General features: G+C 74.2%; 20 protein-coding genes. 10 read left to right on the plus strand and 10 right to left on the minus strand.

Annotation, left to right across the window (positions count from 1 at the left end):
- Positions 1 to 12: 12 nt before the first annotated feature.
- Both OHV05_RS02455 and OHV05_RS02460 read right to left on the minus strand, forming a co-directional pair.
- The gene (locus OHV05_RS02455; protein ID WP_405016085.1) at positions 13 to 720 is read right to left on the minus strand and encodes a hypothetical protein; all 708 of its coding nucleotides are present in this window, start codon (positions 718 to 720) and stop codon (positions 13 to 15) included.
- Positions 717 to 4910, minus strand: a complete 4194-nt coding sequence (locus OHV05_RS02460; protein WP_405016086.1) for a glycoside hydrolase family 38 C-terminal domain-containing protein — start codon at positions 4908 to 4910, stop codon at positions 717 to 719. Before OHV05_RS02460 ends, OHV05_RS02455 begins: the two co-directional genes overlap by 4 nt.
- 223 nt (positions 4911 to 5133) lie before the next feature.
- On the opposite strand from OHV05_RS02460, the gene OHV05_RS02465 reads away from it, so the two are divergent.
- From OHV05_RS02465 to OHV05_RS02480, 4 genes are all read left to right on the plus strand, one after another.
- The gene (locus tag OHV05_RS02465) at positions 5134 to 6156 is read left to right on the plus strand and encodes a LacI family DNA-binding transcriptional regulator (protein ID WP_405016087.1); all 1023 of its coding nucleotides are present in this window, start codon (positions 5134 to 5136) and stop codon (positions 6154 to 6156) included.
- Positions 6157 to 6337: 181 nt separating this feature from the next.
- A complete protein-coding gene (locus OHV05_RS02470; RefSeq protein WP_405016088.1) occupies positions 6338 to 8569 on the plus strand; it encodes an MMPL family transporter in 2232 nt (743 codons plus the stop codon).
- Positions 8570 to 8678: 109 nt separating this feature from the next.
- Positions 8679 to 9914, plus strand: a complete 1236-nt coding sequence (locus tag OHV05_RS02475; RefSeq protein ID WP_405016089.1) for a sensor histidine kinase — start codon at positions 8679 to 8681, stop codon at positions 9912 to 9914.
- Entirely contained in the window at positions 9911 to 10597 is a 687-nt protein-coding gene (locus tag OHV05_RS02480; RefSeq protein WP_405016090.1) for a response regulator, read from the plus strand. The genes OHV05_RS02475 and OHV05_RS02480 overlap by 4 nt, the downstream gene beginning before the upstream one ends.
- Before the next feature lie 40 nt (positions 10598 to 10637).
- On the opposite strand, the gene OHV05_RS02485 is transcribed toward OHV05_RS02480, so the two are convergent.
- Entirely contained in the window at positions 10638 to 11726 is a 1089-nt protein-coding gene (locus tag OHV05_RS02485; RefSeq protein WP_405016091.1) for a DUF1152 domain-containing protein, read from the minus strand.
- 231 nt (positions 11727 to 11957) lie between these two features.
- Here OHV05_RS02485 and OHV05_RS02490 point away from each other — a divergent pair, with 231 nt between their 5' ends.
- A complete protein-coding gene (locus OHV05_RS02490; RefSeq protein WP_405016092.1) occupies positions 11958 to 13346 on the plus strand; it encodes an STM4012 family radical SAM protein in 1389 nt (462 codons plus the stop codon).
- 7 nt (positions 13347 to 13353) lie between these two features.
- Here the strand turns inward: OHV05_RS02490 and OHV05_RS02495 are convergent, their stop codons facing one another.
- The 4 genes from OHV05_RS02495 to OHV05_RS02510 all read right to left on the minus strand — a co-directional run bounded on the left by OHV05_RS02495 (position 13354) and on the right by OHV05_RS02510 (position 17112).
- Complete coding sequence (locus tag OHV05_RS02495; RefSeq protein WP_405016093.1) at positions 13354 to 14187, minus strand: tetratricopeptide repeat protein; 834 nt, start codon at positions 14185 to 14187, stop codon at positions 13354 to 13356.
- Between the two features lie 47 nt (positions 14188 to 14234).
- On the minus strand, positions 14235 to 15176 hold the full coding sequence (locus OHV05_RS02500; protein WP_405016094.1) for a DMT family transporter: 942 nt from the start codon (positions 15174 to 15176) through the stop codon (positions 14235 to 14237).
- A 192-nt stretch (positions 15177 to 15368) separates the two neighbouring features.
- Positions 15369 to 15698: a DHCW motif cupin fold protein gene (locus tag OHV05_RS02505; RefSeq protein ID WP_405016095.1), complete on the minus strand. Its 330-nt coding sequence runs from the start codon at positions 15696 to 15698 to the stop codon at positions 15369 to 15371.
- Between the two features lie 49 nt (positions 15699 to 15747).
- A complete protein-coding gene (locus tag OHV05_RS02510; RefSeq protein ID WP_405016096.1) occupies positions 15748 to 17112 on the minus strand; it encodes a hypothetical protein in 1365 nt (454 codons plus the stop codon).
- Between the two features lie 166 nt (positions 17113 to 17278).
- On the opposite strand from OHV05_RS02510, the gene OHV05_RS02515 reads away from it, so the two are divergent.
- Positions 17279 to 17983, plus strand: coding sequence for an esterase/lipase family protein (locus tag OHV05_RS02515; protein ID WP_405016097.1), 705 nt, complete (start codon positions 17279 to 17281; stop codon positions 17981 to 17983).
- Positions 17984 to 18004: 21 nt separating this feature from the next.
- Here OHV05_RS02515 and OHV05_RS02520 read toward each other — a convergent pair whose 3' ends face one another.
- Positions 18005 to 18952, minus strand: a complete 948-nt coding sequence (locus OHV05_RS02520) for an AEC family transporter (RefSeq protein WP_405016098.1) — start codon at positions 18950 to 18952, stop codon at positions 18005 to 18007.
- 193 nt (positions 18953 to 19145) lie between these two features.
- On the opposite strand from OHV05_RS02520, the gene OHV05_RS02525 reads away from it, so the two are divergent.
- The 3 genes from OHV05_RS02525 (at position 19146) to helR (ending at position 22909) form a co-directional block, all read left to right on the plus strand.
- Positions 19146 to 19871: a formylglycine-generating enzyme family protein gene (locus tag OHV05_RS02525; RefSeq protein ID WP_405016099.1), complete on the plus strand. Its 726-nt coding sequence runs from the start codon at positions 19146 to 19148 to the stop codon at positions 19869 to 19871.
- Positions 19868 to 20554, plus strand: a complete 687-nt coding sequence (locus OHV05_RS02530; RefSeq protein WP_405016100.1) for a VOC family protein — start codon at positions 19868 to 19870, stop codon at positions 20552 to 20554. The genes OHV05_RS02525 and OHV05_RS02530 overlap by 4 nt, the downstream gene beginning before the upstream one ends.
- A gap of 207 nt (positions 20555 to 20761) precedes the next feature.
- Positions 20762 to 22909, plus strand: a complete 2148-nt coding sequence (gene helR / locus OHV05_RS02535; protein ID WP_405016101.1) for an RNA polymerase recycling motor ATPase HelR — start codon at positions 20762 to 20764, stop codon at positions 22907 to 22909.
- Here helR and OHV05_RS02540 read toward each other — a convergent pair.
- Complete coding sequence (locus OHV05_RS02540; protein ID WP_405016102.1) at positions 22896 to 23948, minus strand: hypothetical protein; 1053 nt, start codon at positions 23946 to 23948, stop codon at positions 22896 to 22898. The two genes, helR and OHV05_RS02540, sit on opposite strands and share 14 nt — an antisense overlap.
- 46 nt (positions 23949 to 23994) lie before the next feature.
- Complete coding sequence (locus tag OHV05_RS02545; protein WP_405016103.1) at positions 23995 to 24201, minus strand: hypothetical protein; 207 nt, start codon at positions 24199 to 24201, stop codon at positions 23995 to 23997.
- A 318-nt stretch (positions 24202 to 24519) separates the two neighbouring features.
- Between OHV05_RS02545 and OHV05_RS02550 the strand changes: the two genes are divergently transcribed.
- On the plus strand, positions 24520 to 25866 hold the full coding sequence (locus tag OHV05_RS02550; RefSeq protein ID WP_405016104.1) for a hypothetical protein: 1347 nt from the start codon (positions 24520 to 24522) through the stop codon (positions 25864 to 25866).
- The last annotated feature ends 8 nt before the right edge of the window (positions 25867 to 25874 follow it).

A 25874-nucleotide genomic window follows, 5' to 3' on the forward strand; every position in this document is an offset into this window, starting at 1 on the left:
TGGCGGTCGGGCTCAGTGGCGGTGGTGGTTGTCGGGCTGTGCCGGGTCACCCGGGTGTTCCAGGCCCGGCACCAGGGTCAGCCGTCCGGCCCGGGCTCCGTCGAGCCAGCGGACGAAGGCGATCCGCCGTGCGCAGTCCAGCAGTTCGGCGCTCCGGTCCGGTGCCGCCGGTGCGGGCCGACGCCCGGCCAACGCCACCGTCCAGGGGCCGACCGTGACCGTCCGGCCCGGCCCGGCGGTCCGGAGCGCCCGGACCAACCCGGCGGGCAGGGTGGCCGGGTCGGCCTCGAAGTCACCGTCCGGGCCGGTCAGTTGCCAGCACTCGGCCGCCGGCTGCCCGAGCGCCGGGCCGGGGCCGGGGTCGGGCGCGGTCACCTCCGCCGTGACCGCCCGGTACACCGCCCGGACGGCCGCACTGCCCTCGAACGCGGCGGCGGCGATCGACCCCAGCTCGACGGCCGCCCGCTGGTCCAGCCGCACCGGCGGCGCGGCGCCCGGGTCCAGGCCCCGGGCCACCACCTCGGCGGCGCACAGCTCCTCGGTCAGCACCACCTGCGCCACCCAGCGGGTGAGTTGACGGTCCTCGGCGCTGCCGGGGCTCGGCAGCGCGGTGGCCCGGGGCCCGGCCCGCAGCGCCGCCAGCCGCCGGTCCAGCTCGGTACGGGGCAGCGGCCGGCCGTCCAACAGGCCGAGCAGACCGGCCGGCTGAGCACCCGTCACGACTCCACCACCAGCTCGACGGTCGGCGCGTACTGGCAGCGGCCGAACCACATCACCTTGGCGACCAGCCAGTACCGGCCCGGGTCGAGATCGGCCGGCGGCGCCAGTTCGAACAGCACCCGCTCACTCGCCCCCGCCGCCACCCAGAAGCCGCGCACCGGCGTCCGGACGGTCTCCCAACTCCCCCACGGGGAGACGGCCTGGAGCTCGCCGCGGATCTCGCCCATGGTCCGGTTGCCGAGCAGCAGCGGGAGCACGGCCCGGCCGCCGGGCGCGACCCGGATCGTGGTCGCCGCCGTCTCGACGGTGAGCCCGGTGGGCCGGCCGGTGTCGGCCTTGGTGCCCTGGGCCTGCGGCCAGTCCTCCGGGACCGGGCCCGGCACCGGGAGCAGTTCGGGCAGCTCGCCGAGCGCGACGGTGGCCACGTCCTCGACCTGCTGGCCCAGGTACCCGGTCCGGACCGCGACGAAGTACAGGCCAGGACCGGCCCCGGCGGGCGGGGTGAGCGTGACCGGGAACCGGAGGTGCCCGCCGGGCACCAGCCGGTACGGTCGGCGGCGCAGGTCGACCTGCCAGCCGTCGGGCGGCAGGATCTCGGCGGTCCCCTCCACCTCGGCGTCCACCAGGTGCGAGGCGAGCACGGCGGACAGCTCGACCGGTCCGCCGTCGGTGCGCAGCAGGCCGGGGGCCAGGCCGACCGAGACCGGCAGGTAGCCCATCGGCGCGGGGCCCCGGTTGTGCAGCCAGTACCGGGCGTGCACGGGCTGGGCCGCCTCGGCGACCGGGCCGAGCGGCGCACCGCCGGAGCGGGCCGCCACCGGGCGGGCGGTCAGGGTGACGATCCCCGCGCCGTCCAACGGGACCTGATCACCCGTCGGTTCCAGCGGCCGTTCCAGCAGGTCGGCCCGGTGCAGGGCGGTCAGCCGGAGGGCACCGTCCAGGGTGGCCGTCCGGCCCAGGCCGGTGGACTCGACCAGCCGCAGGGTGACCCCGGCGGCCGGGTCGGTGGCGGCGGCCGAGCCGTGCGCGATCGGGTTGCCGGTCGGTTTGAGGGTGCTCAGCCGGACCTCGCGTTCGGGGCTGACCCGCAGCCAGGAGTGCCGGGCGGGCAGCGGGCCGTCCTGCGCGGGGGCGAGCCTGGTGAGCAGCGGGTGGTTGAACTCCTGCCCCTGCGAGGGCAGCGCGAGGGCCCGCCAGTCGCCGTCGCCACTGACCAGGGCGTAGCTGAAGTCGTGGGTCCAGTGCTGGAGTTGGAAGGAGGAGCCGTCGGGGGCGGTGCGCCGGGGCGGGTCGATCCAGACGCCGGACGGCCAGCCGGTGCAGGACCGCAGCAGCGAGAGGTGCAGGGCGCCGCCCGGGTCCACCGCGAAGCCGGGCAGGCCGTAGGTGAGCAGGGCGGCGGTGTGGTCGGTGAGCCGCTCGCTCGCGGGCGGCTCACCCGGGCAGACGGCGCCGACCCGGGCGTCCGCCAGGTCGGCCGTCAGCGCCTCGGGGTCGGTGACCACCAGCGCGGGGAGGGTGCGCAGCCCGCGCAGGTCGGCGTCCGGCCCCCAGACCTCGCGCAGCGGGCGGTCGGCGGGGACCCAGACCCGGCCGTGCGCCTTCAGCACGGCCGCGTACTCCTCGCCCGCCTCGGCCAGCAACCGCCGGGTGGCGTCGTTGACTTCGGGACCGCCGAGCAGGACCCGGAAGTCCGGCAGGTTGGAGTCCACGTCGAGCCAGCCGTAGCGGGACCAGTCGGCGCTCGCGGTGGTCGCGGTGACGCCCACCCGGGCCAGTGCCACCACCAGCTCGCGGGCGTCGGCCGCCCGGTCGAGGTCGGGGACCACCACCTCGGCCACGCCCAGGGCCCGGTCGCCGAGCGGGGTGCCGTCCGGGCCGGTCAGGGTGACCCGGGCGGTGGAGCCCAGGCCGAACCAGGTGTTGGCGGGGTTGTCGAGCGTCCAGGGCGCCTCGGCCACGTCCACGTCGGGCAGCGCGAAGCCCCGGCCGACCACGGCGTCCGCGACCTCGCTCACCGGCAGGGCGCCGGGCAGGTCCAGGGCGAACCGCAGGCGCAGCAGCCGGTCGGCGGAGCCGTGGTCCAGCACCCTGGTCCGGCAGTCGATCCGGTCCTGGCCGTGCCACAGGGTGACGGTCTGCTGGTACCGGATGCCGTCCACCGTGCCGTGGCTGACCAGCCGTTCGCCGAGCGGGCCGGTCTCCCGGCGGGTCACCGCCGTGGTCCCGCCCGAGCCGAGCACCGGGCCCTTGGGGAGCAGGTGCCAGGGGCCCTCGCCGAAGTCGGGGTGCTGCGGGTACTCCTGGTAGACCCGCAGCTCGTTGCCGAGCCGGCCGGTCCGCAGCAACTCCCGTCCGGAGCCGAGGTCCTGAATGCTGCTCAGTGCGCCGCCCCGGGCCGGGTCGGCGGTGACCCGGTAGCGCCCGTTGGCGGCGGTGACGCCGTCGGCGGCCGTCCAGAGCGCCTCGGGGGTGCCGACCACGGCCCGCCAGCTGCGCCAGCCGAGGGCGGGCACGGCGTCGGCGTGGAAGTACAGGGTGCCCCGGTCCACCGCGCAGGGCACCGGGGCGCCGGTGTCGTCGACGATCCGGACCGCCGCCGGGGCACCCTCGGGGAGCCGGACGGCGACCGGACCCGAGCGCGCGAAGGAGAGCGTGTTGGTGACCAGCACGGCGGTGCCGGGGCCCCGGGTGTCGACGGTGCCGACCAGGGCGTCCAGGGCCCGGTCGCGGACCTCGGCGGCCAGGTCGTGCGCCTCCCGCCAGCCGCCGAGCAGGTCGAGGTAGACCTGGTCGGACTCGGAGCCGGTGATCGCGTCGTGGTGGGCGCCGTAGGCGAGTTGGCGCCAGACCTTGTCGAGCGCCGCCTCGGGGTAGCCGCCGAGCCCCTGCAGGGCGGCCAGGGTGGCGAGCTTCTCGGCGTCCGACGCCGCGACCTCGCCCGCCCGTTGGGCCTGCTTGGTGTCGATGTACGAGACGTCCTTGCCGGTGTAGACCGGGTTCATGTCGCGGGTCTGCGGACTGGGCCGGCGGCCGGTGGCGGCGGACTCGGCCCGGACGGCGGTGAGGAAGTCGCGCGGGGTGCCGCAGACGAACCGGGGCCAGACGTACTTGGCGGCCCAGGAGCGGTGGATCTCGCTGACCCACTTGTTCGGCGGGGTGTAGTCGGTGCCGACCGGCAGCAGCAGGTTCCTGGTCGCGCCGACCGGCTTGAGCTTGCGGTACAGCTCGTACACCGCCTGCTCGGCGGCGGCCAGGTCGGGCGCGGAGTCCATCCACCAGCCGGCCGAGTAGTGGTGCGGCATGAAGTGGGTCAGCACACCCCGGCCCGAGGGCGCGATCCACTCGAACTCGCTCGGGAACTGCATCACGGTGGCGTCGTCCTTGCCCGCCCGGAAGTTCTTCTGGATCGGGCCCCACTGGTGGAACGGGCCCCGGGCCCAGGCACTGCCGGTCAGCCCGGCGTCGGCCAGGTGGCCGGGGAACTGCGGGTCGTGGCCGAACACGTCCAGCTGCCAGGCGGTTTGCGGGTCGCCGCCGAGGATGTCGCGCTGGTACCCGATGCCGTAGACGATGTTGCGGATGGTGGTCTCGGCGCCGGTCAGGTTGGTGTTCGGCTCGTTGTAGGTGCCGCCGACCAGCTCGACCTGCCCGCGCTCCAGCAGCGCCCGCAACTGGGCCCGCCGCTCCGGGTGCTGGTCGAAGTAGGGCTTGAGGTAGTCGACCTCGGCCAGCACGAACCGGTACACCGGGTCGCGCAGCGCCAGCTCCAGGTGGGCGTCCACCAGGGCGAAGCCGTTCCGCTCCCAGAGTGGCCGGGTGGTGGCGTCGCCGGAGAGCAGCTCCCAGGGCGAGGTGTAGGCGGCCTGGGTGTTCCACCAGACCGGGTCGTAGTGGAAGTGCGAGACCAGGTACATCGTCCAGCCGGGCTCGGCGACCAGCAGCTCGGCCGCCACCTCGGCCCGGCCCGCGCGGACGGTGACCGGGCGGCGTTCGCCGGGGACGGGGTCGGTGACCCACAACGGGATCTCGACCGCGCCGGTGCCGTCAGCCGCACCCCGAACTCCCGGGCCGGTGACGGTGATTGTTGCCGGTGACCCGTCCAGCACGACCCGCAGGACCTGGCGGGGGTCGGCCTCGCTGCCGGTGAACAGGTCGGTGTTCTCGACGGCGCTGACGGTGACCGGCACGGGGTCTCCTCCTGCTGATCCTGCCCTGATCCAGCCCATGGCACGGCGAACCTAAACCGCTCTAGTTCGGGGTGTCAAGAGACCGTTCCGGTGACCACCTCGGCACCCCATCTGACGTGCTCCCAGCAAGTGTTCTGACCAGCGGGATCGGTAAACCGGTCGATCGGGGGTGCACTATGCTCCGACCAGGTTTTCGACGGGTCGTAGGAGAGGGGGGCGCCCCATGGCAAGACCGACCATCGCGGACATCGCCCGGCAGGCCGGGGTGTCCAAGGGCGCCGTCTCGTTCGCCCTCAACGGGCGGCCCGGGGTCAGCGAGGAGACCCGCCGGCGGATCCTGCGGATCGCCGAGGAGATGAACTGGCGTCCGCACAGCGCCGCCCGCGCGCTCGGCGGCGCCAAGGCCGGGGCGGTCGGCCTGGTGCTGGCCCGCCCGGCCCGCACCATCGGCGTCGAACCGTTCTTCGCCCAACTGCTCTCCGGCCTCCAGGCGGGCCTGTCCGCCAGCTCCACCGCCCTCCAGCTGATGGTGGTCGAGGACACCGCCGCCGAGATCGAGGTCTACCGGCGCTGGTCCTCCGAACACCGGGTGGACGGCTTCGTGGTGGTCGACCTCCAGGTCCGCGACCCGCGGGTCCCGGTGCTGGAGCAGCTCGGTGTGCCCGCCCTGGTGCTCGGCGGCCCCGGCCGGCACGGCACCCTGCCGAGCGTCTGGGCCGACGACCGGGAGGCGATGATCTCCACCGTCGACTACCTGGCCGCGCTCGGCCACCGGCGGATCGCCCACCTGGCCGGTCTGCCCGCCTTCCAGCACACCCAGCGCCGGATCCGCGCCCTGCGCGACAGCGCGAAGCGGCTCGGCCTGACCGAGGCACTCTCGGTCCCCACCGACTTCAGCGACGCCGAGGGCGCGGCGGCCACCCGGGCGCTGCTGACCCGCAGCCGCCGCCCCACCGCGATCATCTACGACAGCGACGTGATGGCGGTGGCCGGGCTCGGCGTCGCGACCGAGATGGGGGTGGCGGTGCCCGGTGAGCTGTCGATCGTCTCCTTCGACGACTCGACCCTCACCCGGATCGTCCACCCGCCGCTCACCGCGCTGTCCCGGGACACCTTCGCCCTCGGCGAGCAGGTCGCCCGGACCATGCTGGCGGCCATCGCCGACCCCGGGGCGGTGCACGACCTGAAGAACCCCACCCCCCGGCTGACCGTCCGGGAGAGCACCGCCGCCCCGCGCCCGGAGTGACGGCGGCGACCGGACCGGGCCTGCTGCCGGCGCGGTAGGTGCCCGGGGCACGTACTGCAGCGGCAGTACGCGCAACTGTCTGCCGGCGAAGGACGACGTGAGCCGCTTCGGCACGAAGGATTGAGGCATCCTGCGGCACCCCCGCCGCCCACCGCCGATCCAGACTGGAGCGCCCTTCTCCGTGGCCACCTTTCTCTACCGGCTCGGCCGGTTCTCGTTCCGGCGGCGACGGTTCGTCGTCCTGCTCTGGGTGGCGCTGCTGGCCGCCTTCGCGTTCGCCGCGGCCAAGGCGCCCGCCGCCGAGGACGACGGCTTCGCAATGCCGGGAACCCAGTCGCAGCAGGCTTTCGACCTGCTCAACGAGCGCTTCCCCGGGGCCAGTTCGGACGGCGCCGACGCCAGGATCGTGTTCGTCGCCCCCCAGGGGCAGCAGATCACCGCGACCGCCAACAAGGCCGCGGTCGAGCAGGTGGTCGGCCGGCTGACCGGCAGCGCGCAGGTCAAGAGCGTGCTCGACCCGTTCGTCACGCACGCCGTCAGCAAGGACGGCAGCACCGCCTACGCCACCGTCTCCTACGACGCGAAGAGCACCGAACTCGCCGGGAGCACCACCGACACCCTCAAGGACGCCGTCAGGAGCGGCCAGGACGCGGGCCTGACCGTCGAGCTCGGCGGCACGGCGCTGCAGGCCGGGCCCGAGGCGGGCGGCGTCACCGAGCTGGTCGGCATCGCCGCCGCCGCGGTGGTGCTGCTGATCACCTTCGGCTCGCTGGCGGCCGCCGGGCTGCCGCTGCTCACCGCGCTGATCGGCATCGGGGTCGGCGTGACCGCGATCGTCGCGATCGGCATGTCCAGCACCACCACCACACTGGCGCTGATGCTCGGCCTCGCGGTCGGCATCGACTACGCGCTCTTCATCGTCTCCCGCTACCGGACCGAACGGGCCGACGGCCACCGACCCGAGGAGGCGGTCGGCCGGGCGGTCGGTACGGCCGGCTCGGCGGTGGTCTTCGCCGGGCTGACCGTCTTCATCGCGCTGGCCGGGCTCTCCGTGGTCGGCATCCCCGCCCTGACCAGCATGGGCATGGCGGCGGCGGGCACCGTCCTGGTCGCCGTGGTGATCGCGCTGACCCTGCTGCCCGCACTGCTCGGCTTCTTCCAGAAGGCCGTCCTGCCCCGGGCCGCCCGGCGATCCAAGGCCACCCGGGCCGCCACCACCACCGCCACCGCCACCGCCAAGCCGAACGGCGGCACCCGCTGGGCCCGGTTCGTGACGCGCCGTCCGGTCGCGGTCCTGGTGTTCGGCGTGCTCGGGCTCGGCGTGCTCGCCGTACCGGCGCTCTCGCTCGACCTCGGGATGCCGGGCGCCGAGTCGCAGCCCACCTCCTCCACCCAGCGCCGGGCCTACGACGCCCTGGCCGACGGCTTCGGCCCCGGCTTCAACGGGCCGCTCACCGTGGTGGTGGACGCCAAGGGCGCCGCCGACCCGAAGGGCGCCGTCACCGAGGCGGCCCGGCAACTGGCCGCCACCGAGGGCGTGGTGTCCGTCTCGCCGGCCGCCTTCAACCCGGCCGGGGACACCGCGCTGCTCACCGCCGTGCCCGCCACCGGCCCGAGCACCACCGACACCAAGGACCTGGTGCACACCATCCGGGGCGAGGCCGCCGGGCTGCGCGCCGACACCGGCGCGACCGTCCTGGTCACCGGCACCACCGCGGTGAACATCGACATCTCGCAGAAGGTCTCCGACGCGCTGCTGCCCTACCTGGCGCTGGTGGTCGGCCTGGCCGTGCTGCTGCTGATGGTGGTGTTCCGCTCGGTGCTGGTCCCGCTCAAGGCGGCGCTCGGCTTCCTGCTCTCGGTCGCGGCGGCGTTCGGCGTGATCGTCGCGGTCTTCCAGTGGGGCTGGCTGGCCGGCCTGCTGGGGGTCGAGCAGACCGGGCCGGTGATGAGCATGATGCCGATCTTCCTGATCGGCGTGGTGTTCGGCCTGGCGATGGACTACGAGGTCTTCCTGGTGACCCGGATGCGCGAGGCGTACGTGCACGGCGAGCGGCCCACCCAGGCGATCGTCACCGGCTTCCGGCACAGCGCCCGGGTGGTGGTGGCCGCCGCCGTCATCATGATCGCGGTGTTCTCCGGCTTCATCGGGATGAGCGAGTCGATGATCAAGATGATGGGGCTCGGCCTGGCCTCGGCCGTCTTCCTGGACGCCTTCGTGGTCCGGATGACCATCGTCCCTGCGGTGCTCGCGCTGCTCGGTGACCGGGCCTGGTGGCTGCCGAAGTGGCTGGACCGGGTCATTCCCCGGGTGGACGTGGAGGGCGAGTCGCTGAGCGGCACCGCACCCGCACCGACCCCGGCTCCCGCCCCGGCCGAACGTCCGACCGAACGTCCGACCGTCCACGTCTGACGGACCGTGGGAGGCCGCCGCCGAACCCGGCGGCGGCCTCCCGATGTCGCTGTCCGACCCGGGACCCCGGGTCGGCGATCATGGACGAAGCCGACCGGAGGGAGACCGCATGATCATCGCCTGGCGCCCGTGGCTCCGCCGGCACCCCCGCACCGTCGACGTGACGCTGGCGGTGGTGCTGTGGGGCCTCGCCCTGCTGGCCAGCAGCATGGCCGTCGCCGAGCCCCGGATCGTCCGGGCCCCGTCGCCCGCCGTCGCGCTGATCGCCGCCGCCGCCTCGGTCGCCCTGCTCCGGCACCGCACCCACCCGCACGCCGTGGTGGCGGTGACCACCGCCTGCGGTGCCGCGATCAGCGTGCTCGCCGACCCGATCGGCTTCCAGCCCTCGCCGTTCACCTCCGGCGCCGCCCTGGCCGCCCTCTACTCGATGGCGATGCGGACCGACCGCCGGACGTCCATGCTGTACACCGTCGCGGTGGCCGGCCTCCTGTTCGCCGCCTCCGTGCTCCCCGGCTCCGGCTCGATCCTGACCGCCAACCGGATCGGGCTGGTCGCCTGGATCCTGCTCTCCGGCGCCATCGCCGACTCGGTCCGCAGCCGCCGCGACTACGTGGCCGCTGTCGAGGCCCGGGCCGAACTCGCCGAGCGCACCCGGGAGGACGAGGCCCAGCGCCGGGTCGGCGAGGAGCGGATGCGGATCGCCCGCGAGCTGCACGACATCGTCGCGCACCACATCGCGCTGGCCCACGCCCAGGCGGCCACCGCCGCCTACCTGCTGCGCAGCAAGCCCGAACAGGCCCAGCAGATGCTGGACGGCCTGGCCGGCACCACCTCCGCCGCGCTGCGCGAGCTCAAGGCCACGGTCGGCCTGCTGCGCCGTTCGGACGACCCCGAGGCCCCGTTGGAGCCCGCCCCCGGGCTGGCCCAACTCCCGGATCTGCTGGCCGCGTTCGAGGGCGCCGGGCTGACCGTGTCGGTGCACAGGTCGGGCGAGCAGCGCCCGCTCTCCCCCGGTGTGGACCTGACGGCCTATCGGATCGTCCAGGAGGCGCTGACCAACGTGACCAAGCACGCGGGCACCTCGACCGCCTCGGTCCGGCTGGCCTACACCCGGCGGCTGCTGACCGTGACCGTCGCCGACGACGGCCGCCCGGCCGCGCCGGCCGGCACCCCGGGTTACGGTCTGATCGGCATGCGGGAACGGGCCCAGTCGGTCGGCGGCCGCCTGCTGGCCGGCCGCGGCTCGGACGGCGGCTTCGAGGTCACCACCGAACTGCCGCTGGAGACCGGCGAGTCCGAGCCCGACCCGGGCGACGGGGAGCACGAGGAGAGGACCGCACGGTGACCATCCGGGTACTGCTGGCCGACGACCAGGCCCTGCTGGCCGGGACCTTCCGGCTGCTGATCGAGTCCTGCGCCGACATGGCCGTGGTCGGCGTCGCGGGCGACGGCCGGGCGGCGGTCGAACTGGCCCGGGAGACCAGCCCCGACGTGGTGGTGATGGACATCCGGATGCCGGTGCTGGACGGCCTGGCCGCCACCGAGGAGATCTGCCGCGACCCGGCCCTCACCGGCACCCGGGTGCTGATCCTGACCACCTTCGAGATCGACGCGTACGTGGCCCGGGCCCTGCGCGCGGGCGCCAGCGGCTTCCTCGGCAAGGACGTCGGCCCCGAGGAACTCCTCGGCGCCATCCGCACGGTGGCCGCCGGGGACACCCTGCTCTCCCCCACCGCCACCCGGGCCCTGATCGACCGCTTCCTGGCCCACCCCGACACCGACCCCGCCACCCCGCCGCCCGCCCTCGACGTCCTCACCGCCCGAGAGCGCGAGGTGATGACCCAGGTGGCCGAGGGCCTGTCGAACGACGAGATCGCCGAGCGGATGTACGTCAGCCCGCTGACCGTCCGCACCCACGTGCAACGCACCATGACCAAGCTCGGCGCCCGCCACCGCGCCCAACTGGTCGCCATCGCCTACCGGTCCGGCCTGGTCCGGGTGGACCCGCCGGCCGAACCACCCCGCTGACCCACGGCCTCGGCCGAGCTGTGCGGATGCCCGCACGGACCTAGCCGGGCCGGAGCCGCCAGAGCGGCGGACGGTGGCGCCCGGCCGCCCGCAGTGCGGTCCGCAGCAGGGTGGATCCGGCGCTGGTCAGGGCGAGTTCCTCGGTGATCCGGCGGGTGGTGACGTACTCGACACCGGTGGCCGCCGTACCGGCCGCCCAAGTGGCGAAGCGCTCCCCCGGGTCGCCGTCGGCGGCCCGCACGGCGGGCGGCTCCGGGGTCAGCGCCCTGGCGCGGTCGCGTTCGCGGGCGATCTCGGAGAAGCCGCAGACCGCCACGCTCGCCGCCTCGGCCTGTGCCAGGTCGGTACTGCCCGCCAACGCCCGGGCCAGCGGGTTGAGTTCGAGCGCCCGGGCCAGGGGGAGCCGGTGCACGCCCGCGCTGCCGGGGCCCAGCAGGACCGGCTGCGGGGCGTCGCGGGTGCCGCAGACCCCGCGCACTCCCCGGGCCGCCGCCACCAGCAGGGCGCTCGCCTCGGACGGGTGCCAGTCGAAGACCCCGTCCACGACGGCGGTGTGGCGGTCCGTCAGGGCGAACGCGGGGGCGCCCAGCCGGGGCAGCAGCACCGCCTCCGGCACCTCCGAGTCCAGCCCGGGCCCGGCCACGTACACCGTCGTCGGCAGGCCCGCCGCCGCGCAGCCGGCCAGCGCCAGGGCGTCCCCGAGCGGGCTGCGCAGGGTCGGTTCGGTGCCGTCGGCGACCACGTCACCGCCCACGTCGACCACGTCCACCCGGTCGGCGCCGCAGTACCGCGCCGCCGTGCGGATCTGCCGGGCCAGCCCCTCCGCACCCTCGTACGGGTCCAACAGGCCCAGCTCAGGCCCCAGTTCGCCCGCCAGCCGGGGCAGCAGCGACCCGGCCGGCGGCCTGGGAGCGGACTGTGGCGTGACCAGGTGCAGGCCGGGCCCGGCCGCCACGGTGCCGATGAAGTCGGCGGGCCGCCGGGGGCCGGGGACGGGGTCCACCACCAGCCGCTCCCAGGCGTAGGTCAGCACCAGCGCCGGGGCGCCCGCACCGTACAGCGCGGCGTGCACCAGCGAGGTCGCGATGGCGTCGCCGCCACCGCCCGCGGCGATCAGAAGTCGCTTCATGCCCAACAGAGTTACCGCACCTCAGGGCACATCTCCAAGCCCCGCCCCCGGCGATAACAGCCACGGCCGAACGGCACAAGGCGCGGAACGTTCCAAGCGCCCGGCTCCCCGAGGAGCGCAGTTCTGATGTTCACCCCATCAACACAACTGACGCCTCGTCAATAGCTTTACGTACAAGCGCGATCGACAGTTCGGCACCATCGAGTCCAGCCGAGAGGACACCCCGGGCCCATGGCCGCACCAGTCCCAGTCCAGCTGACCCCGTCCGCGCCGGAGGAACCGGCCACCCCCTACCGGCAGTACGTGTACGCCTACCCGCACCAGAAGGCCTACCGGCTGCTGACGGACCGTCCCCTGCTGCGGGACGTCTGGGCGAACGAGCGGCTCGACGCGCTCTCGCTCTACGTGCACATCCCGTTCTGCGAGATGCGCTGCGGCTTCTGCAACCTCTTCACCCGCACCGGTGCCCCCGAGGACGTCACCCGGGCGTTCCTCGGCACCCTGGAACGCCAGGCCACCGCCACCCGGGAGGCGCTGGAGGCCAAGGGCGACCCGGTCCGCTTCACCCTCGCGGCCTTCGGCGGCGGCACCCCCACCTATCTGACGGCCGACGAACTGACCAGGCTCTGCGACATCTGCGAGCACGTGATGGGTGCCGACCTCAAGGTGCTGCCCTGGTCGGTGGAGACCTCACCGACCACCGCCACCGCCGACCGGCTGGCCGTGCTCGCCGAGCGCGGGGCCACCCGGCTGAGCATCGGCGTGCAGAGCTTCGTCGACGAGGAGGCCAGGGCCGCCGTCCGGCCGCAGAGACGCCAGGAGGTGGAGGAGGCACTCGCCCGGCTGAAGGAGGCGGCCTTCCCGATCCTCAACATCGACCTGATCTACGGCATCGACGGCCAGACCGAGCAGTCCTTCCGGGTCTCGCTGGACGCCGCGCTGAGCTGGGAGCCGGAGGAGATCTACCTCTACCCGCTGTACGTCCGCCCGTTGACCGGCCTGATGGCCCGGCACGACAAGGACGGCAGGCTCTGGGACGAGCAGCGCCTGCGGCTCTACCGGTACGGCCGCGACCACCTGTTGGCGGCCGGCTACCGGCAGACCTCGATGCGGGTCTTCCAGCGGATCGGCACCGCCGCCGTGGAGCTCTCCGACCTCGCGGGCATCAGCGAGTACAACCAGCAGGCCGGCATGGTCGGACTCGGCGTCGGCGCCCGCTCGTTCACCACCGACCTGCACTACACCACCGACTACGCGGTCGCCGTGCCGGAGGTGCGCCGGATCATCGACGACTACATCGCCACCCCCACCGAGGAGTTCCGGCGGGCCCAGTGGGCGTTCCGGATGGACCAGGACGAGCGGCGCCGGATGTTCGTCCTGCAGGCCCTGCTGGAGTGGAGCGGGCTGCGCACCGACGCCTACCGCCGGCGGTTCGGCACCCGGCCGGAGGCCGACTTCCCGGCCGAGTTCGCCACCCTCGCCGAGCGCGGCTGGCTGGCCGGCGGCGCCGGCGAGTCGCTGCTGCTCACGGCGGAGGGGATGGCCTGGGCCGACGCGATCGGCCCGCTGTTCTTCTCCGCCCGGGTGAACGACGCGATGAACTCGTACCAGGAGCGCTGACCCCGGCTCAGTCGGCCGTCCGGCGCCGGAGGGCCGCCGCCGCCCGCCGGGTCGACCGGGCCCGGAGCAGGCGGCCCTCCCCGCCGAGGTACCAGGTGAGCCAGGTCAACGACTCGGCGAGGGACACCAGTTGGCTCCTCGGGTGCGGATCGGGGAGCCGGCCGATCAGTCGCAGGGCCTCGTCGACGACGGCGGGCACCTCGGCGTGCCGCTCCAGCTTGGCCAGGCGCAGCGCGAGGTTGGTGGTGGCGTGGGTGAGGCCCGACGGGTCGTCCCGCTCCGTCCCGGGCACCCGGCGCATCAGGCCGACGGCCTCGCGGCTGGCGGCGAGCGCCTCCTCGTGCTGCTCGGCATCGGCGTACCGGATGCTGAGGTTGTTCAGCGCGCGGGCCAGTTCGAGCACCAGCAGGACCTGCTCCGTGGCAGCTGCCTCGCGGTGGTGCGCCACGGACTCCTCGGCGGCCCGCAGCGACTCCCGGTGGCGGCCGAGCGCGGCCAGTCGGGTGCCCAGCGAGTCGAGGGAGTTCGCCAGCAGGATCCGGACGGTCCGGGGGTCGGCTCCACCACCGCCGCCGAGCCGCCTGCGGTACACCGCCACCGCCTCGGCGATCGGGACGACCGCCTCGGCCGGTCGGCCCAGCCAGGCCAGCACCAGGCCCAGATCGTGCAGGAAGGCGGCGAGCCGGAGTTCCGCCCTCGGGTCGACCGCCGCGTGCGGCCGGACCGTCCGCACGGCGTCGCGGATCAACGGAAGGGCGCGGTGCAGGTCACCGGCGTCGGCCAGCCGCATGCCCCGGCCGGCGAGTTCCTCGCCCCGGACGAGATCTTCCTGATCGGGCATGCCGCGTCCCCCGTGGTCGGCTTCCTGGTGCCGTGCCCGGCACTGGCTCACTCTGCCGGGGACGGCTCCGGGAGTACGCCCGGTTCCCGGCCGGACGGCACCGCCGGGGTCCGGCGGCGCGGCCAGGAGACCAGCACCAACCCACCGAGCAGCAGGGCCGCTCCGCAGCCGCCCGCCACCCCGAGCCGTTCGCCGAGCAGGGCGAGCCCGAGCAGCGTCGCGACCAGCGGCTCGGTCAGGCTCAGGGTGCCGACGGTGGCGGCGCTCAGCCGGCCGACGCCCCGGGTGAAGAGCAGGTAGCCGAGCGCGGTGGTCCCGAGCGCGAGCCAGCCGATCAGCAGCAGGCTGCCCGGTTCGGCGAGGTGCCGCGGTGCCGCCGGCAGCCCGGGTGAGACCAGAACTCCCGCGCACAGCACGCTGATCGGCGCGGCGGCGGCGGTGTCCGCACCGCGCTCCGCGAGCCGGCCGGTGACCGCGATGTAGCTTCCGAAGCTGGCCCCCGCGCCGACCGCGAGCAGCACGCCCGCCACGGAGGCCCGGTCCGTCTCGCCCGGCAGGAGCAGCAGCGCGATCCCGGCCACCGCACCGGCGGTGCCGACACCCCAGCGGGCGCCGAGCCGCTCCCCGGCCGGCCGACGGGCCGTCAGCCCCGCCACCACCGGGACGGTCCCGAACGCCACCGCCGTGGCCACCGCCGCCCCGGAGCGGTCGACCGCCTCCAGGAAGCAGACCTGGAAGGCGGCGGTCACCAGCACCCCGACCACCATGGCGCCACGCACCCCGGGCCGCCAGAGCGTCCGGAGTCCGGCCCGCCGTACGGTGAACAGGGCCAGCACCGCACCGCCGAGCAACATCCGGCAGGCCCCGAGCGCGACCGGCGCGACCTCGGTGTCCGCGAGCACCTGCGCGGGCCCGACCGTCCCCCAGAGCACCGCGGCCGCCAGCACCGGCCACACCCCGCTGCCCGCCGCCGTACGTCCGCCCGCCACGTGCCCTCATCCCGCCAGGCCGGGGTGCGGGCCGCGCCTCGGCCCACGGAACGGCGGGCCGCCCGGCGACACCCGATGCCCGAACGCTAACGGGGTGTCAGAACGGGCGGCCATCGCACGAGTCCACCAATCCGAGCCGTCGGGCGGTCGCCCGTCCCGTAGGTTCGCACCAGCTCCGGGGGCGCATCGCTCTCAGTCCACCACGAACAGCCGGGCGCCCTCCGTCGTGCTGGAGCGGTGCGCCAGGGTGTCGTCGCCGACCTGGTAGCTGGTGCCCGCCGTGAGCGTGACCACCTCGCCGTTGCCCAGCTCGGTGGTCAAGGTGCCTTCGAGGACCAGCAGGATGTGTCCCCGGTCGCACCAGTGGTCGGCCAGGTAGCCCGGGCTGTACTCCACCATCCGGACCCGGACGGCCCCGAACTCCCTGGTCCGCCAGGTCGCGACGCCGGTCTCGCCCGGGTGCTCGGTGGCCGCGACCTGCGACCAGTCGGTGGTGCCGAACGGAATGTCGATCATGTCCATCCCGGCAGCGTAGCCGTCCCGCCCCGGGAGCGGGACGGCCGCGCCCTCGCTACGGCGCCTTGACGTCGGCCTGGCGGCCGCTCTTCAGCAGGCAGTCCCGGAACTCGTACCACGGCGTGACGCCCGTCCAGCGGAGGAAGCCCGAATCCCCGGTGCCGGCCGTCATGTTGATGAACCGGCAGCCGTCGTAGAGCAGCTTGCCCATGGTCATCGCGGTCGGCGCGATCACCTGGTGCGAGCCCATCAGGATGCAGTCCTGGTAGCGCACCATCGGCCCGCGCGACGGGGTGACCGTGTCGAAGCGGTACAGGTGGGTGACCGCGGTCGGCGCCCAGGGCTGGTACGAGTTGGCGGTGTCGTCACAGGAGACGAAGGTGACCGTGCCCTTGTACCAGGCCGAGTCGATCAGCTTGTGCCCGACGCCCCGCAGCTCGAACCGGATGCCCTGCACCAGCAGCCGCATCACCGAGTCGGCACGGGAGTTGGCCGCCGCACCGAGCTTGAAGATCGTCCCGGTCGAGGTGCCGTCGGTGATGATGTAGGAGCCGCCGATGAAGTTCATCGACCCGCCGCGCTCGTTCCGCACGAAGATGCCGGACTTGAACTCGACCTTGCAGTCCCGGAACCAGTAGTTCAGGAACTGGTCCTGCTGGGAGACCGCGGGCGTCATGCCCATCACCAGGAAGGCGTCGGTGTAGGAGCCGCTGATCTGACAGTGGTCCCAGCCCATCTCGCTGTTCAGGTTGGCGGCGGCCGGCCCGTCCAGGCCGATGCCGACCTTCCAGCTCCCGCGCCACTCGACGTCGGTGTACCAGGTGTCCTGGACCCCGTAGGTGGTCGAGGACTTGGCGATGTTGAAGGTGGCGGTCTCGTCCAGGCTGTCGAAGGTCAGCCCGCTGATCCGGATGTTCCGGTACCGCTGGTCGTTGGTCCAGAGCACGGTGTCCTGGACCGTCGGCGCGTACGTGATCCGGGTCAGCCGCTTGCCGTACCCGACGATCGCGATGCCGTCCACGACCTTCTTCGCGGTCTCGCCGCTGACGTTCGGCAGCAGCGAATCCGGCTGCTTCAGCAGGTAGTTGCCCGGCGGGATCAACAGCACCTTGGTCGGCGTCGGCCCGCCCACCGGGCCGACCTGCTCACCGGCCAGCAGCTCGTCCGCCGCCGCCCGGAACGCCGCGTCACTGGCCGTCCGCCCCGTCGGGTCGGCCCCCTTCGCCAGCACGTTCACCACATAGGCGTCCACCCCGGCCGCCGTGACCGCCGCCGCACTCCCCCCACCCAGCGCCAGGCTGCCCGCGATGGCGCCCACCCCCGTGAAACCGGCGAGCAGCGCCCGGCGGCCGGGCCGCGCCGCCGCCTCGTCCTCGTGCGCCGAACTGTCGTCGTTCGTTCGTGCCGTGTACCTGGACAACGTGCTCCCCCTCGTGACGGATCTTCTCAGAGCAGCATGATCATCTGTCATGCCCCTCCGCTGCCACAAGCCCCGGCCGCCGGGCGGGCGGGTTCCGACGCCCTCCGGCGGGGGAGGATCCCCGGTGCTCCGCCCCATCCGCCTTCGAGCTCCCGGGAGTTGGCCCATGCACCGTCGTACGTTTCCCGTCGTCCTGGCCCTGCTGACGGTCCTCGGGGTGGCCGGTCCCGCCCTCCCCGCGCAGGCGAGCGGGCCGGTGCCGGCGGTCGGGGCCGGGCCGAATCCGGTGATCTTCGTGCACGGGCGGAACGCGGGCCCGGGGGTCTGGGGCAGCATGACCGCCGACTTCCGGGCGCACGGCTTCCCCGCCGACCGGCTGTTCACCTGGTCGTACGACACCAGCCGGTCCACCAACGAGGTGCTGGCCGGTCAACTGGCCTCGTACGTCGAGCAGGTGCGGCAGCAGACCGGGGCCGCGCAGGTCGACCTGGTCGCCCACAGTCTGGGCAGCCTGCCGACCCGCTGGTACGTCAAGTTCGGCGACGGCGGCCGGACGGTGGCCCACTGGGTCTCGCTGGCCGGCCCCAACCACGGCACCACGCTCGGCTACCTCTGCGCTCTCTGGGACCAGGGCTGCCGGGACATGACGCCCAACTCCTATGTGGTCGGTCACCTCAACCAGGACGACGAGACGCCCGGCAACACCCGCTACACCACCGTCCGCTCCTCCTGCGACGAGCAGATCGCCCCCACCGGCAGCACCGCGCTCGCCGGGGCCGTCAACCTGGAGTCGGCCTGCCTCAAGCACAACGACCTGCTGACCGACCCGGCCGTGGCCGCCGCCGTGCGCACGGCACTGACGTCGCCCTGAGCCGGACCGATCACCGGCGGGTCACGGGGTCAGGGTCCAGTCCACCACCGACAGGGTGACCATCGACAGCAGGGTCGAGCAGAGCACCGCGTTGCGCGGCAGGACGGTGCTCAGGCCGTACTCCCGGGCGAACACGAACACGTTCTGGGCGGTGGGCAGCGCCGAGCAGAGCACCACCGCGAGCAGCTGACGGTCGCTCAGCTCCAGCAGGCCGCCCACCGCGAGGGCGACCAGCGGCTGTATCAGGTTCTTGGTGAGCACCACGACCCCGACCTCGGCGCGCCGCGAGCTGCCCGTGGTGGCCGGGCGTCCGTGCAGCGACAGGCCGAGGGTGATCAGCGCGGTGGGGACACCGGCGCCGCCGAGCAGCGAGCAGGAGTGGGCGAGCGCCGTCGGCAGCTGCCAGCCGAGGGCGGAGCAGCCCGCACCCAGGGCCGAGGCCAGGATGACCGGGTTGCGCAGCGGCATGCCCAGCAGCCGGGACAGCCGGCGGCCCGGCCCCGCGCCCGCTCCCCCGCCGCCGGTGCCGAGGTCCAGCGCGGTCAGGATCACCGGCGTGACCAGCAGCACCTGGAAGAGCAGCACCGGCCCGATGAACGAGGCGTCACCCAGCACCTGGACGGCGACCGGGATGCCGAGGTTGGCGGAGTTCACGTACCCGGCCGCCATCGCACTGATCGCCCGGTCGGCCGGACGCCGGTCGAAGAGCCACCGGGCGGCCGCCCAGCCGAGCAGCGAGGCCACCAGGGTGCCGGCCGCGAAGGCCGGCACCGAGGGGTTGGCGAAGCTCCCGAGCGGGGCCCCGGCCAGCATGGTGAACAGCGCGGCGGGCATGGCGACGTGGAAGACGAAGCGGCCGAGCACCGCCTCGGCCTGCTCGCCCAGCAGCCCGGTCCGCCCGACCAGGTAGCCGACGGCGGTCAACGCCCAGATCGGCACGAAACTCGACAGCAGAGGTTCCAGGGTCACGAGGCACCATCATCACCCCTGGTCCGGAAGCCGCCCCAGGGGGCCGGGGGCTCCGCCTCGCGGGCCGGCGGGCCCGGGCTCCCGGCACCACCCGGTCGGATCCGCAGCACGGACGCCGGTTCCGCACCGCAGGACGGCACTTCGTGCGGGATCCGCTGGACCGGCCGAGCCGCCGCTGTACGATCACTTGCCCATGGACGTGAACGAAGCAGCCGAGACCGTCGACGTCCCACCCGGGCAGGTCACCCTCTCGGACCGGCGCACCCAACGGAGTTGGTCGGCCGAGCTCGGGCCGTACCGGCTGGCGCCGCACCCGGTGACCCAGGAGCAGTACGCCCGGGTCACCGGCCTGCGGCCGAGCACCGCGCAGGGCGACCGGCTCCCGGTCGAGGGCGTCTCCTGGCAGGACGCGGTCCGGTTCTGCAACGCCTGGTCCGCGCAGCAGGGGCTGACGCCCGCCTACCGCCTGCACCAGGACGCCGGGACCGTCGAGTGGGACACCTCCGCCGACGGCTACCGGCTGCCCACCGAGGCCGAGTGGGAGCACGCCTGCCGGGCCGGCACCACCGAGGCCAGGTACGGCCCGCTCGACGAGATCGCCTGGCACCGGGGCAACTCGGCCGAGCGGATCCACCCCGTGGGCGGACGGCAGCCCAACTCCTGGGGTCTGTACGACATGTTGGGCAACGTCTGGGAGTGGTGCTGGGACGTCTACGACGCCGAGGTCTACGGCAGCTACCGGGTGCTGCGCGGCGGCGGCTGGTTCGACGAGCGGTGGAGCTGCCGCGCCTCGGTCCGCCGCCGCAGCCACCCCACCTTCCGGATCGACGACGTCGGCTTCCGAGTGGCCCGCTCCGGCCACGGCCTGCCGGTCCCCGACCATGGACTGTCCGACCCAGGGTTTAGATTGCACGGATGACCGAAACACCGAGCGGGTACGAGCGCATCAGGCCGAAGCAGTTCCACCAGACCGTCGGCCTGGCCGACTGGCGCGTCCTCGGCGAGGGGGCCTGCGCGTACTTCCGGACCGGATCGCTCGCCGCCGGTGCCCGCCTCGCGCTGGCGATCAGCGAGTTGCCCGGTCTCGGGGACGACGCTCCCGATCTGGACGTGCGGCCCGAGGGCGTGACGGTGCGGCTGATCACGGTCGCCGAGGACTACTACGGGCTGACCGAGCATCACCTGGAGCTGGCCCGGCAGATCTCGGCGGCGGCGCGGGCGCTGGACCTCCCGGCCGACCCGACGGCGGTGCAGACCGTCCAGGTCACCGTGGACGCGCTGGCCGGCCCCGCGGTGGTGGCGTTCTGGCGGGCCCTGCTCGGCTACGGGGCCCGGTCCGGCAGCGCCGAGGACCTGATCGACCCGCGCCGCCGTGGGGCACCGTTCTACTTCCAGCGGATGGACGAGCCGCGCCCGCAGCGCAACCGGGTGCACGTGGACGTCTGGGTGCCGTACGACCAGGCCGAGGCGCGGATCGCCGCGGCCCTCGCGGCCGGTGGCCGGCTGGTCAGCGACGCCGACGCCCCGTCCAACTGGGTGCTCGCCGACCCGGAGGGGAACGAAGCCTGCGTCGGTGCGGCCGGCCCGCCCGACGAGGGCTGACGGCTCCGGACACGACAACGGCAGAAGGGGAAACCCACCTCCTGCCACTACCAAGATATAGCGCACGGGGGGCCTTGCGGCAAGGCCCCCCTCGTGCCGCAGAATCGCTGGCCTGAGCCGGTAACCTGCGGAAACGGGAGATTCACCTAGTGCGTGTGCAGTTGTCAGCTGATGACCCTTCGGTGACGTCGGATCGGAGCCGCTGACATGACCTCTCTGACCACCAACGCGTTCGACCTTCCCGACCACCTCGCCGCCAAGGCCGACCCGGCCCTCACCGGCCGGGACGAGCGGCACTTCGCCGCCGTCGCGGAGAGTCTCGACCAGGCCGTCGCCGAACTCTCCGAGCTCCTCGACGCCGCCCGCCGGGCGCCCGGCGGCCTCGGCCGGGAGGCGATGGACCGCGACGTGGAGATCCACCGGCTGACCGGCCGGCTGCGCGCGCTGCGCCGCTTCGGCCTGGACCTGTGCCTCGGCCACGTGGTCGGCGCGGACAGCCCCGAGCCGGTCTACATCGGCCGGCTCGGGCTCACCGACAGCACCGGCCGCCGGCTGCTGCTCGACTGGCGCTCCCCCGCCGCCGAGCCGTTCTTCGCCGCGACCCACGCCAACCCGATGGGCCTGACCAGCCGCCGCAGGTACCGCTGGACCCGGGGCCGGATCAGCGACTACTGGGACGAGGTGTTCACCGCCGACGGCCTGGAGGGCCACGCCGCGCTGGACGACCAGTCCGCCTTCGTCGCGAGCCTGGGCGGCAACCGGTCGGACCGGATGCGCGACGTGCTCGCCACCATCCAGGCGGACCAGGACGCCATCATCCGGGCGGGCTCCCGGGGCACCCTGGTGGTGGACGGCGGTCCCGGCACCGGCAAGACCGTGGTCGCCCTGCACCGCACCGCCCACCTGCTGTACTCCGACCCCCGCCTCGGCCACCGGCGCGGCGGCGTGCTGTTCGTCGGCCCGCACCAGCCCTACCTGGCCTACGTCGCCGACGTGCTCCCCAGCCTCGGCGAGGAGGGCGTGCAGACCTGCACCGTCCGGGACTTGGTCCCCGAGGGCGCCAAGGCGCCGGTCGAGACCGATCCCGAGGTGGCCCGGATCAAGTCCCGGGCCGAGCTGGTGCGGGCGATCGAACCGGCCGTCGGCATCTACGAGGAGCCGCCCACCCGGGGGATGACGGTGGAGACCCACTGGTCCGACCTCTGGCTGAGCGCCGACGACTGGGCCGCCGCCTTCGAGGCACCTGACCCGGGCACCCCGCACAACGAGGCGCGCGACCAGGTCCTGGAGGAGCTGCTGACCATCCTGCTGGACAAGGACGACAGCGAGGCCCCGCCCGAGCAGCTCCGCCGCTCGCTGCTGCAGAACCGCGAGCTGATCACCACCCTGAACCGCGCCTGGCCGATGATCGAGGCGACCGACCTGGTCGGCGACCTCTGGACGGTACCGGCCTACCTGCGCAAGTGCGCCCCCTCGCTCACCCCGGACGAGGTCCGGCGGTTGCAGCGCGAGGACGCCCAGGCCTGGACGGTGTCCGACCTGCCGCTGCTGGACGCGGCCCGGCAGCGGCTCGGCGACTCGGGTGCCTCCGACCGCAAGCGACGGCACCGGGCCGCGGTGGCGGCCGAACGTGCCCGGCTGGACGACGTGATCGGTCACATCCTGGAGGCCGACGTGGACGGCGACGGCGCGGTGACCATGCTGCGCGGGCAGGACCTGAAGGGCGTGCTGGTCGACGACGACGCACTGCCCGGCGCCGACCGGGAGCCGCTGGCCGGCCCGTTCGCGCACATCGTGGTGGACGAGGCGCAGGAACTGACCGACGCGGAGTGGCAGATGCTGCTGCTCCGCTGCCCCTCCCGGAGCTTCACCATCGTCGGGGACCGGGCCCAGGCCAGGCACGGCTTCACCGAGTCCTGGCCGGAGCGGCTGGAGCGGGTCGGGCTGGACCGGATCGAGGTGTCCGCACTGGGCGTCAACTACCGGACGCCGGAAGAGGTGATGGCCGAGGCCGAGCCGGTGATCCGGTCCGTGCTGCCGGACGCCAACGTGCCGACCTCGATCCGCAGCAGTGGCATCCCCGTCCGGCACGGATCGGTCGGTGAGCTGGACGAGGTGCTGGCCGGCTGGCTGGCCGAGCACGCCGAAGGCGTCGCCTGCGTGATCGGCGACCCGGCCTTCCGCCCGACCGACCGGGTCAGCTCGCTCACCCCGGAGCTGACCAAGGGGCTCGAGTTCGACCTGGTCGTGCTGATCGACCCGGAGACCTTCGGCGACGGGATCGAGGGGGCAGTCGACCGCTACGTCGCGATGACCAGGGCCACCCGGGAGCTGGTCATCCTCACGAGTTCCTGACCCGGTCCGGGGCGTTCGCGGGGGCCTCGGCCCCCGCGAACGACAGCACGGTGCTGTGCATCTGACGCTGCACCACACTCAGCGGGCCGAGGCCGCCCAGCAGGGTGATCAGCCGGTGCACGGCCTCGCCCGTCCGGGCGGCCGGGCCCGGCACCAGGGCGATGGTCCGGGTGTCCAGCGTGAGCCAGTCCGGCCGGACGTCGGTCGGGTCGGTGAGCACCCTCAGCCTGCTCGCGGTCCGCTCGACGGCCGTGCCGAGCAGCCGGCCCGGGCGACCCGAGGGCGACAGGCTCCAGACCTCGTCGGCGGCGGAGCAGAGCGCGACGAGCGTGTCGAGCCGGTCGGCGGACCGGTAGGGCCACTCGTCGGGGTGCTGGCCGCGCAGCGCCGGGAACCGCGCGCGCAGCACCCGCAGGGTCCGGGTGGCGTCCTCGACCACCACCTCGGGCGAGAACACGAAGGACACCCGGTCCGGGTCCAGCCGTTCGAGCTCGGCGGTGATCGCGGGGCCGGGGACGGTGTACAGCCTGTGCCTGTTCTCCGCGCCGTCCAGGTGGTCGAAGGCCGTGGTGGCGGGCCCGATCACCAGCACCGCGTCGCCGCGCCGCAGGAACGCCCGGACGGTGCTGCGGGAGCGCCGCAGGCCGGCCGGCTCCGACCCGCGCGGGACGGGGACGCCGAGTCCGGGCAGCAGGATCCGGCGGGTGGCGACCGTCCGTTCCCACGTGGCGGTGCACCGGGCCGCCACCCGCTGCCCGTCCGGGTCGTCCGCGCGGGCACCCACCGCGAGCCCCACGGTGCCGAGCCGGGGGTCCAGGTAGGCGAACCCGTGCCAGCTGCGGGAGGTGCCGTGGCCGGTCGGCCCGGCCGGGACGGCCCGGGCGTCGTGGCCCTCAGCGCGCAGCGCGGCGGCCACCAGCGCGGCGGCCGGGGCGACGGCCGGACCGTACCCGGGGTGGTCGAACGAAGTCGCCACCAGCAGGTCGCCGTCGGCCGCGCAGGTGTCGCTCCACACGGCCTGCCGTTTGGTCCGGTTCACTCGCTCGCTCCCAGTAGTCGGTCCGGGCCGCGACCGGCCCGCCGACTCAACGACCGGCGGTGGTGCAGGAAACGTTCCTTCCGCCGAAAGTGGGCTTCCCAGGGCCCGGGGCGGACTCACGAGCGGGCCGAGGCGGGAGGCCGCTCCGGTACAGCCCGATCATGCCTTCGTTGTCCTCGCCGGTCCGGATTGCCAGGATGCTGCTGGTGCTCCGGTCGGTGACCGGGATCTTGCCGCAGGACAGCAGCGGCACCTCCCGGTCCTGGCCCGCGGGAGTCCGGTGCGGCGTCAGGTCGGTGACTTCTCCTAAGCTGCGGGGTCTGCCGCCAACTCGAGGGCCTCCTCCGGTCCCGGGTGTGCGGAGGTACGCACGCGCCCACGGCTCGCTCCGGTCCGCCCCGACCGGGCCGGTTGACGGGGCCCGTGATCCGGGTAGTCCTCCGACCGGATGGACGTATCCCCAGCCAACCCCGCGGTCCCGGTGGTCTCACAGATCTCCTGCAGAAGAACCGCGTTGAGCAGGTCCCCCATGTTGCACGGCCCCCACCGACCCCCGGACGGGTGATCAGTCATGGCCGCTTCCCACACTCCGAACCATCATCTGCGCGCCCTGATCGGCGAGACCGGCTGGAGCGGCGAGCAGTTCGCCCGCGAGGTCAACCGGGTCGGCCGGGCCAGCGGCCTGGCGCTGCGCTACGACCGCACCTCGGTGGCGCACTGGCTCAGCGGCTCCAAGCCCGGCCACCCGGTGCCGGCCCTGGTGGCCGAGGTGCTCTCCCGGGCCCTGCGACGGGAGATCACCGTCGAACAGACCCATCTGCTGCGGGTGCCCGGACCGCCGCCCGCGCCCGGCGCCGACCAGGTGTTCACCACCCTGGCCCGGCCGACCTCGGGCCGGGGCCGGCCAGGGCCGGTGTACACCGTGACCGGGCCGGGGGTCGCACCGTACGCGCGGCCGACCGCGACCTGGGGGGCTGGCGCTGCGCCGCAGCACCCGCCCAGTATCGGGACGGAGCACGTCCAGGCGGTCAAGGACCTCTACACGGCGTTCTCCACGATGGAGGAGAACCTCGGCGGCGGCCGGGCCCGGCCGGCTCTGGCCGGCTTCCTGGGCTCCTCGCTCACCACCTGGCTGCACGCTCCCGCACCGCCCCGGATCCGCCGTGCGCTGCTCCGGAACGCCTCCCAACTCGCCTACCTGGCAGGCTTCATGTGCTTCGACGAGCTGAACCACGGGGCCGCCCAGGCGTACTACGGGGCGGCCGCCCGGCTGGCGGCGGAGGCCGCCGACCCGGCGGCGCACGCCGTGGTGCTGCGGGCGCTCAGCGTTCAGGCCCACTACCTCGGGTACCGGGCGCACGCCCTCGACCTGGCCCGGGCGGCGGCCGGGCACCTGTCGGCCCTGACGGTCCGCCAGCAGTCCTTCGTGCTGGGCCAGTACGCGGTGGCGGCGGCCGGCACCGGGGACCGCCGGGCCGCCTTCGCCCATCTCGAGCGGACCAGACAGCTCCTGGAGTCCTCGGACAGCGGGGCCGACGGCTTCGGCCACTACCACTGGGCGGCCTACGCCCACCAGGAGGCCGAGACGCTCGCCACTCTCGGGGACTCCACCGGGGCACTCGCCGCGCTCGGCCGCTCACTGCGCGAACGCCCGGCCGCCGAGCGCCGGGCCAGGGCCGTCACCACCGCCCGGGCCGCCGAGCTGTACCTCGACCGGGGGCACCTGGACCGGGCCTGCGCGGCCTGGCAGACCGTCCTCGACGACTGCCAGCACCTCGACTCGGCCCGGCTGCGGGGGGCGGTGGCGGGCATGCGGACCCGGCTCCAGACGCACCGCACCAGCCCGGCAGCCCGAACTCTGCTGGAGCGGGCCCGGGCGCTGGCGGAGGCCACCCGCTCCCGCCAGCGCCCGAGTTGACCGGGCCG

This window comes from Kitasatospora sp. NBC_00070 (genome assembly GCF_045041205.1).
GTDB lineage: Bacteria > Actinomycetota > Actinomycetes > Streptomycetales > Streptomycetaceae > Kitasatospora.

Excerpts from the sequence above, each read along its gene's own strand:
- OHV05_RS02465 (WP_405016087.1), top strand. The coding sequence starts at position 5,134 with ATGGCAAGACCGACCATCGCGGACATCGCCCGGCAGGCCGGGGTGTCC.
- OHV05_RS02475 (WP_405016089.1), top strand. The coding sequence starts at position 8,679 with ATGATCATCGCCTGGCGCCCGTGGCTCCGCCGGCACCCCCGCACCGTC.
- OHV05_RS02485 (WP_405016091.1), bottom strand. The coding sequence starts at position 11,726 with ATGAAGCGACTTCTGATCGCCGCGGGCGGTGGCGGCGACGCCATCGCG.
- OHV05_RS02490 (WP_405016092.1), top strand. The coding sequence starts at position 11,958 with ATGGCCGCACCAGTCCCAGTCCAGCTGACCCCGTCCGCGCCGGAGGAA.
- OHV05_RS02495 (WP_405016093.1), bottom strand. The coding sequence starts at position 14,187 with ATGCCCGATCAGGAAGATCTCGTCCGGGGCGAGGAACTCGCCGGCCGG.
- OHV05_RS02505 (WP_405016095.1), bottom strand. The coding sequence starts at position 15,698 with ATGGACATGATCGACATTCCGTTCGGCACCACCGACTGGTCGCAGGTC.
- OHV05_RS02515 (WP_405016097.1), top strand. The coding sequence starts at position 17,279 with ATGCACCGTCGTACGTTTCCCGTCGTCCTGGCCCTGCTGACGGTCCTC.
- OHV05_RS02525 (WP_405016099.1), top strand. The coding sequence starts at position 19,146 with ATGGACGTGAACGAAGCAGCCGAGACCGTCGACGTCCCACCCGGGCAG.
- OHV05_RS02530 (WP_405016100.1), top strand. The coding sequence starts at position 19,868 with ATGACCGAAACACCGAGCGGGTACGAGCGCATCAGGCCGAAGCAGTTC.
- helR (WP_405016101.1), top strand. The coding sequence starts at position 20,762 with ATGACCTCTCTGACCACCAACGCGTTCGACCTTCCCGACCACCTCGCC.
- OHV05_RS02550 (WP_405016104.1), top strand. The coding sequence starts at position 24,520 with ATGGCCGCTTCCCACACTCCGAACCATCATCTGCGCGCCCTGATCGGC.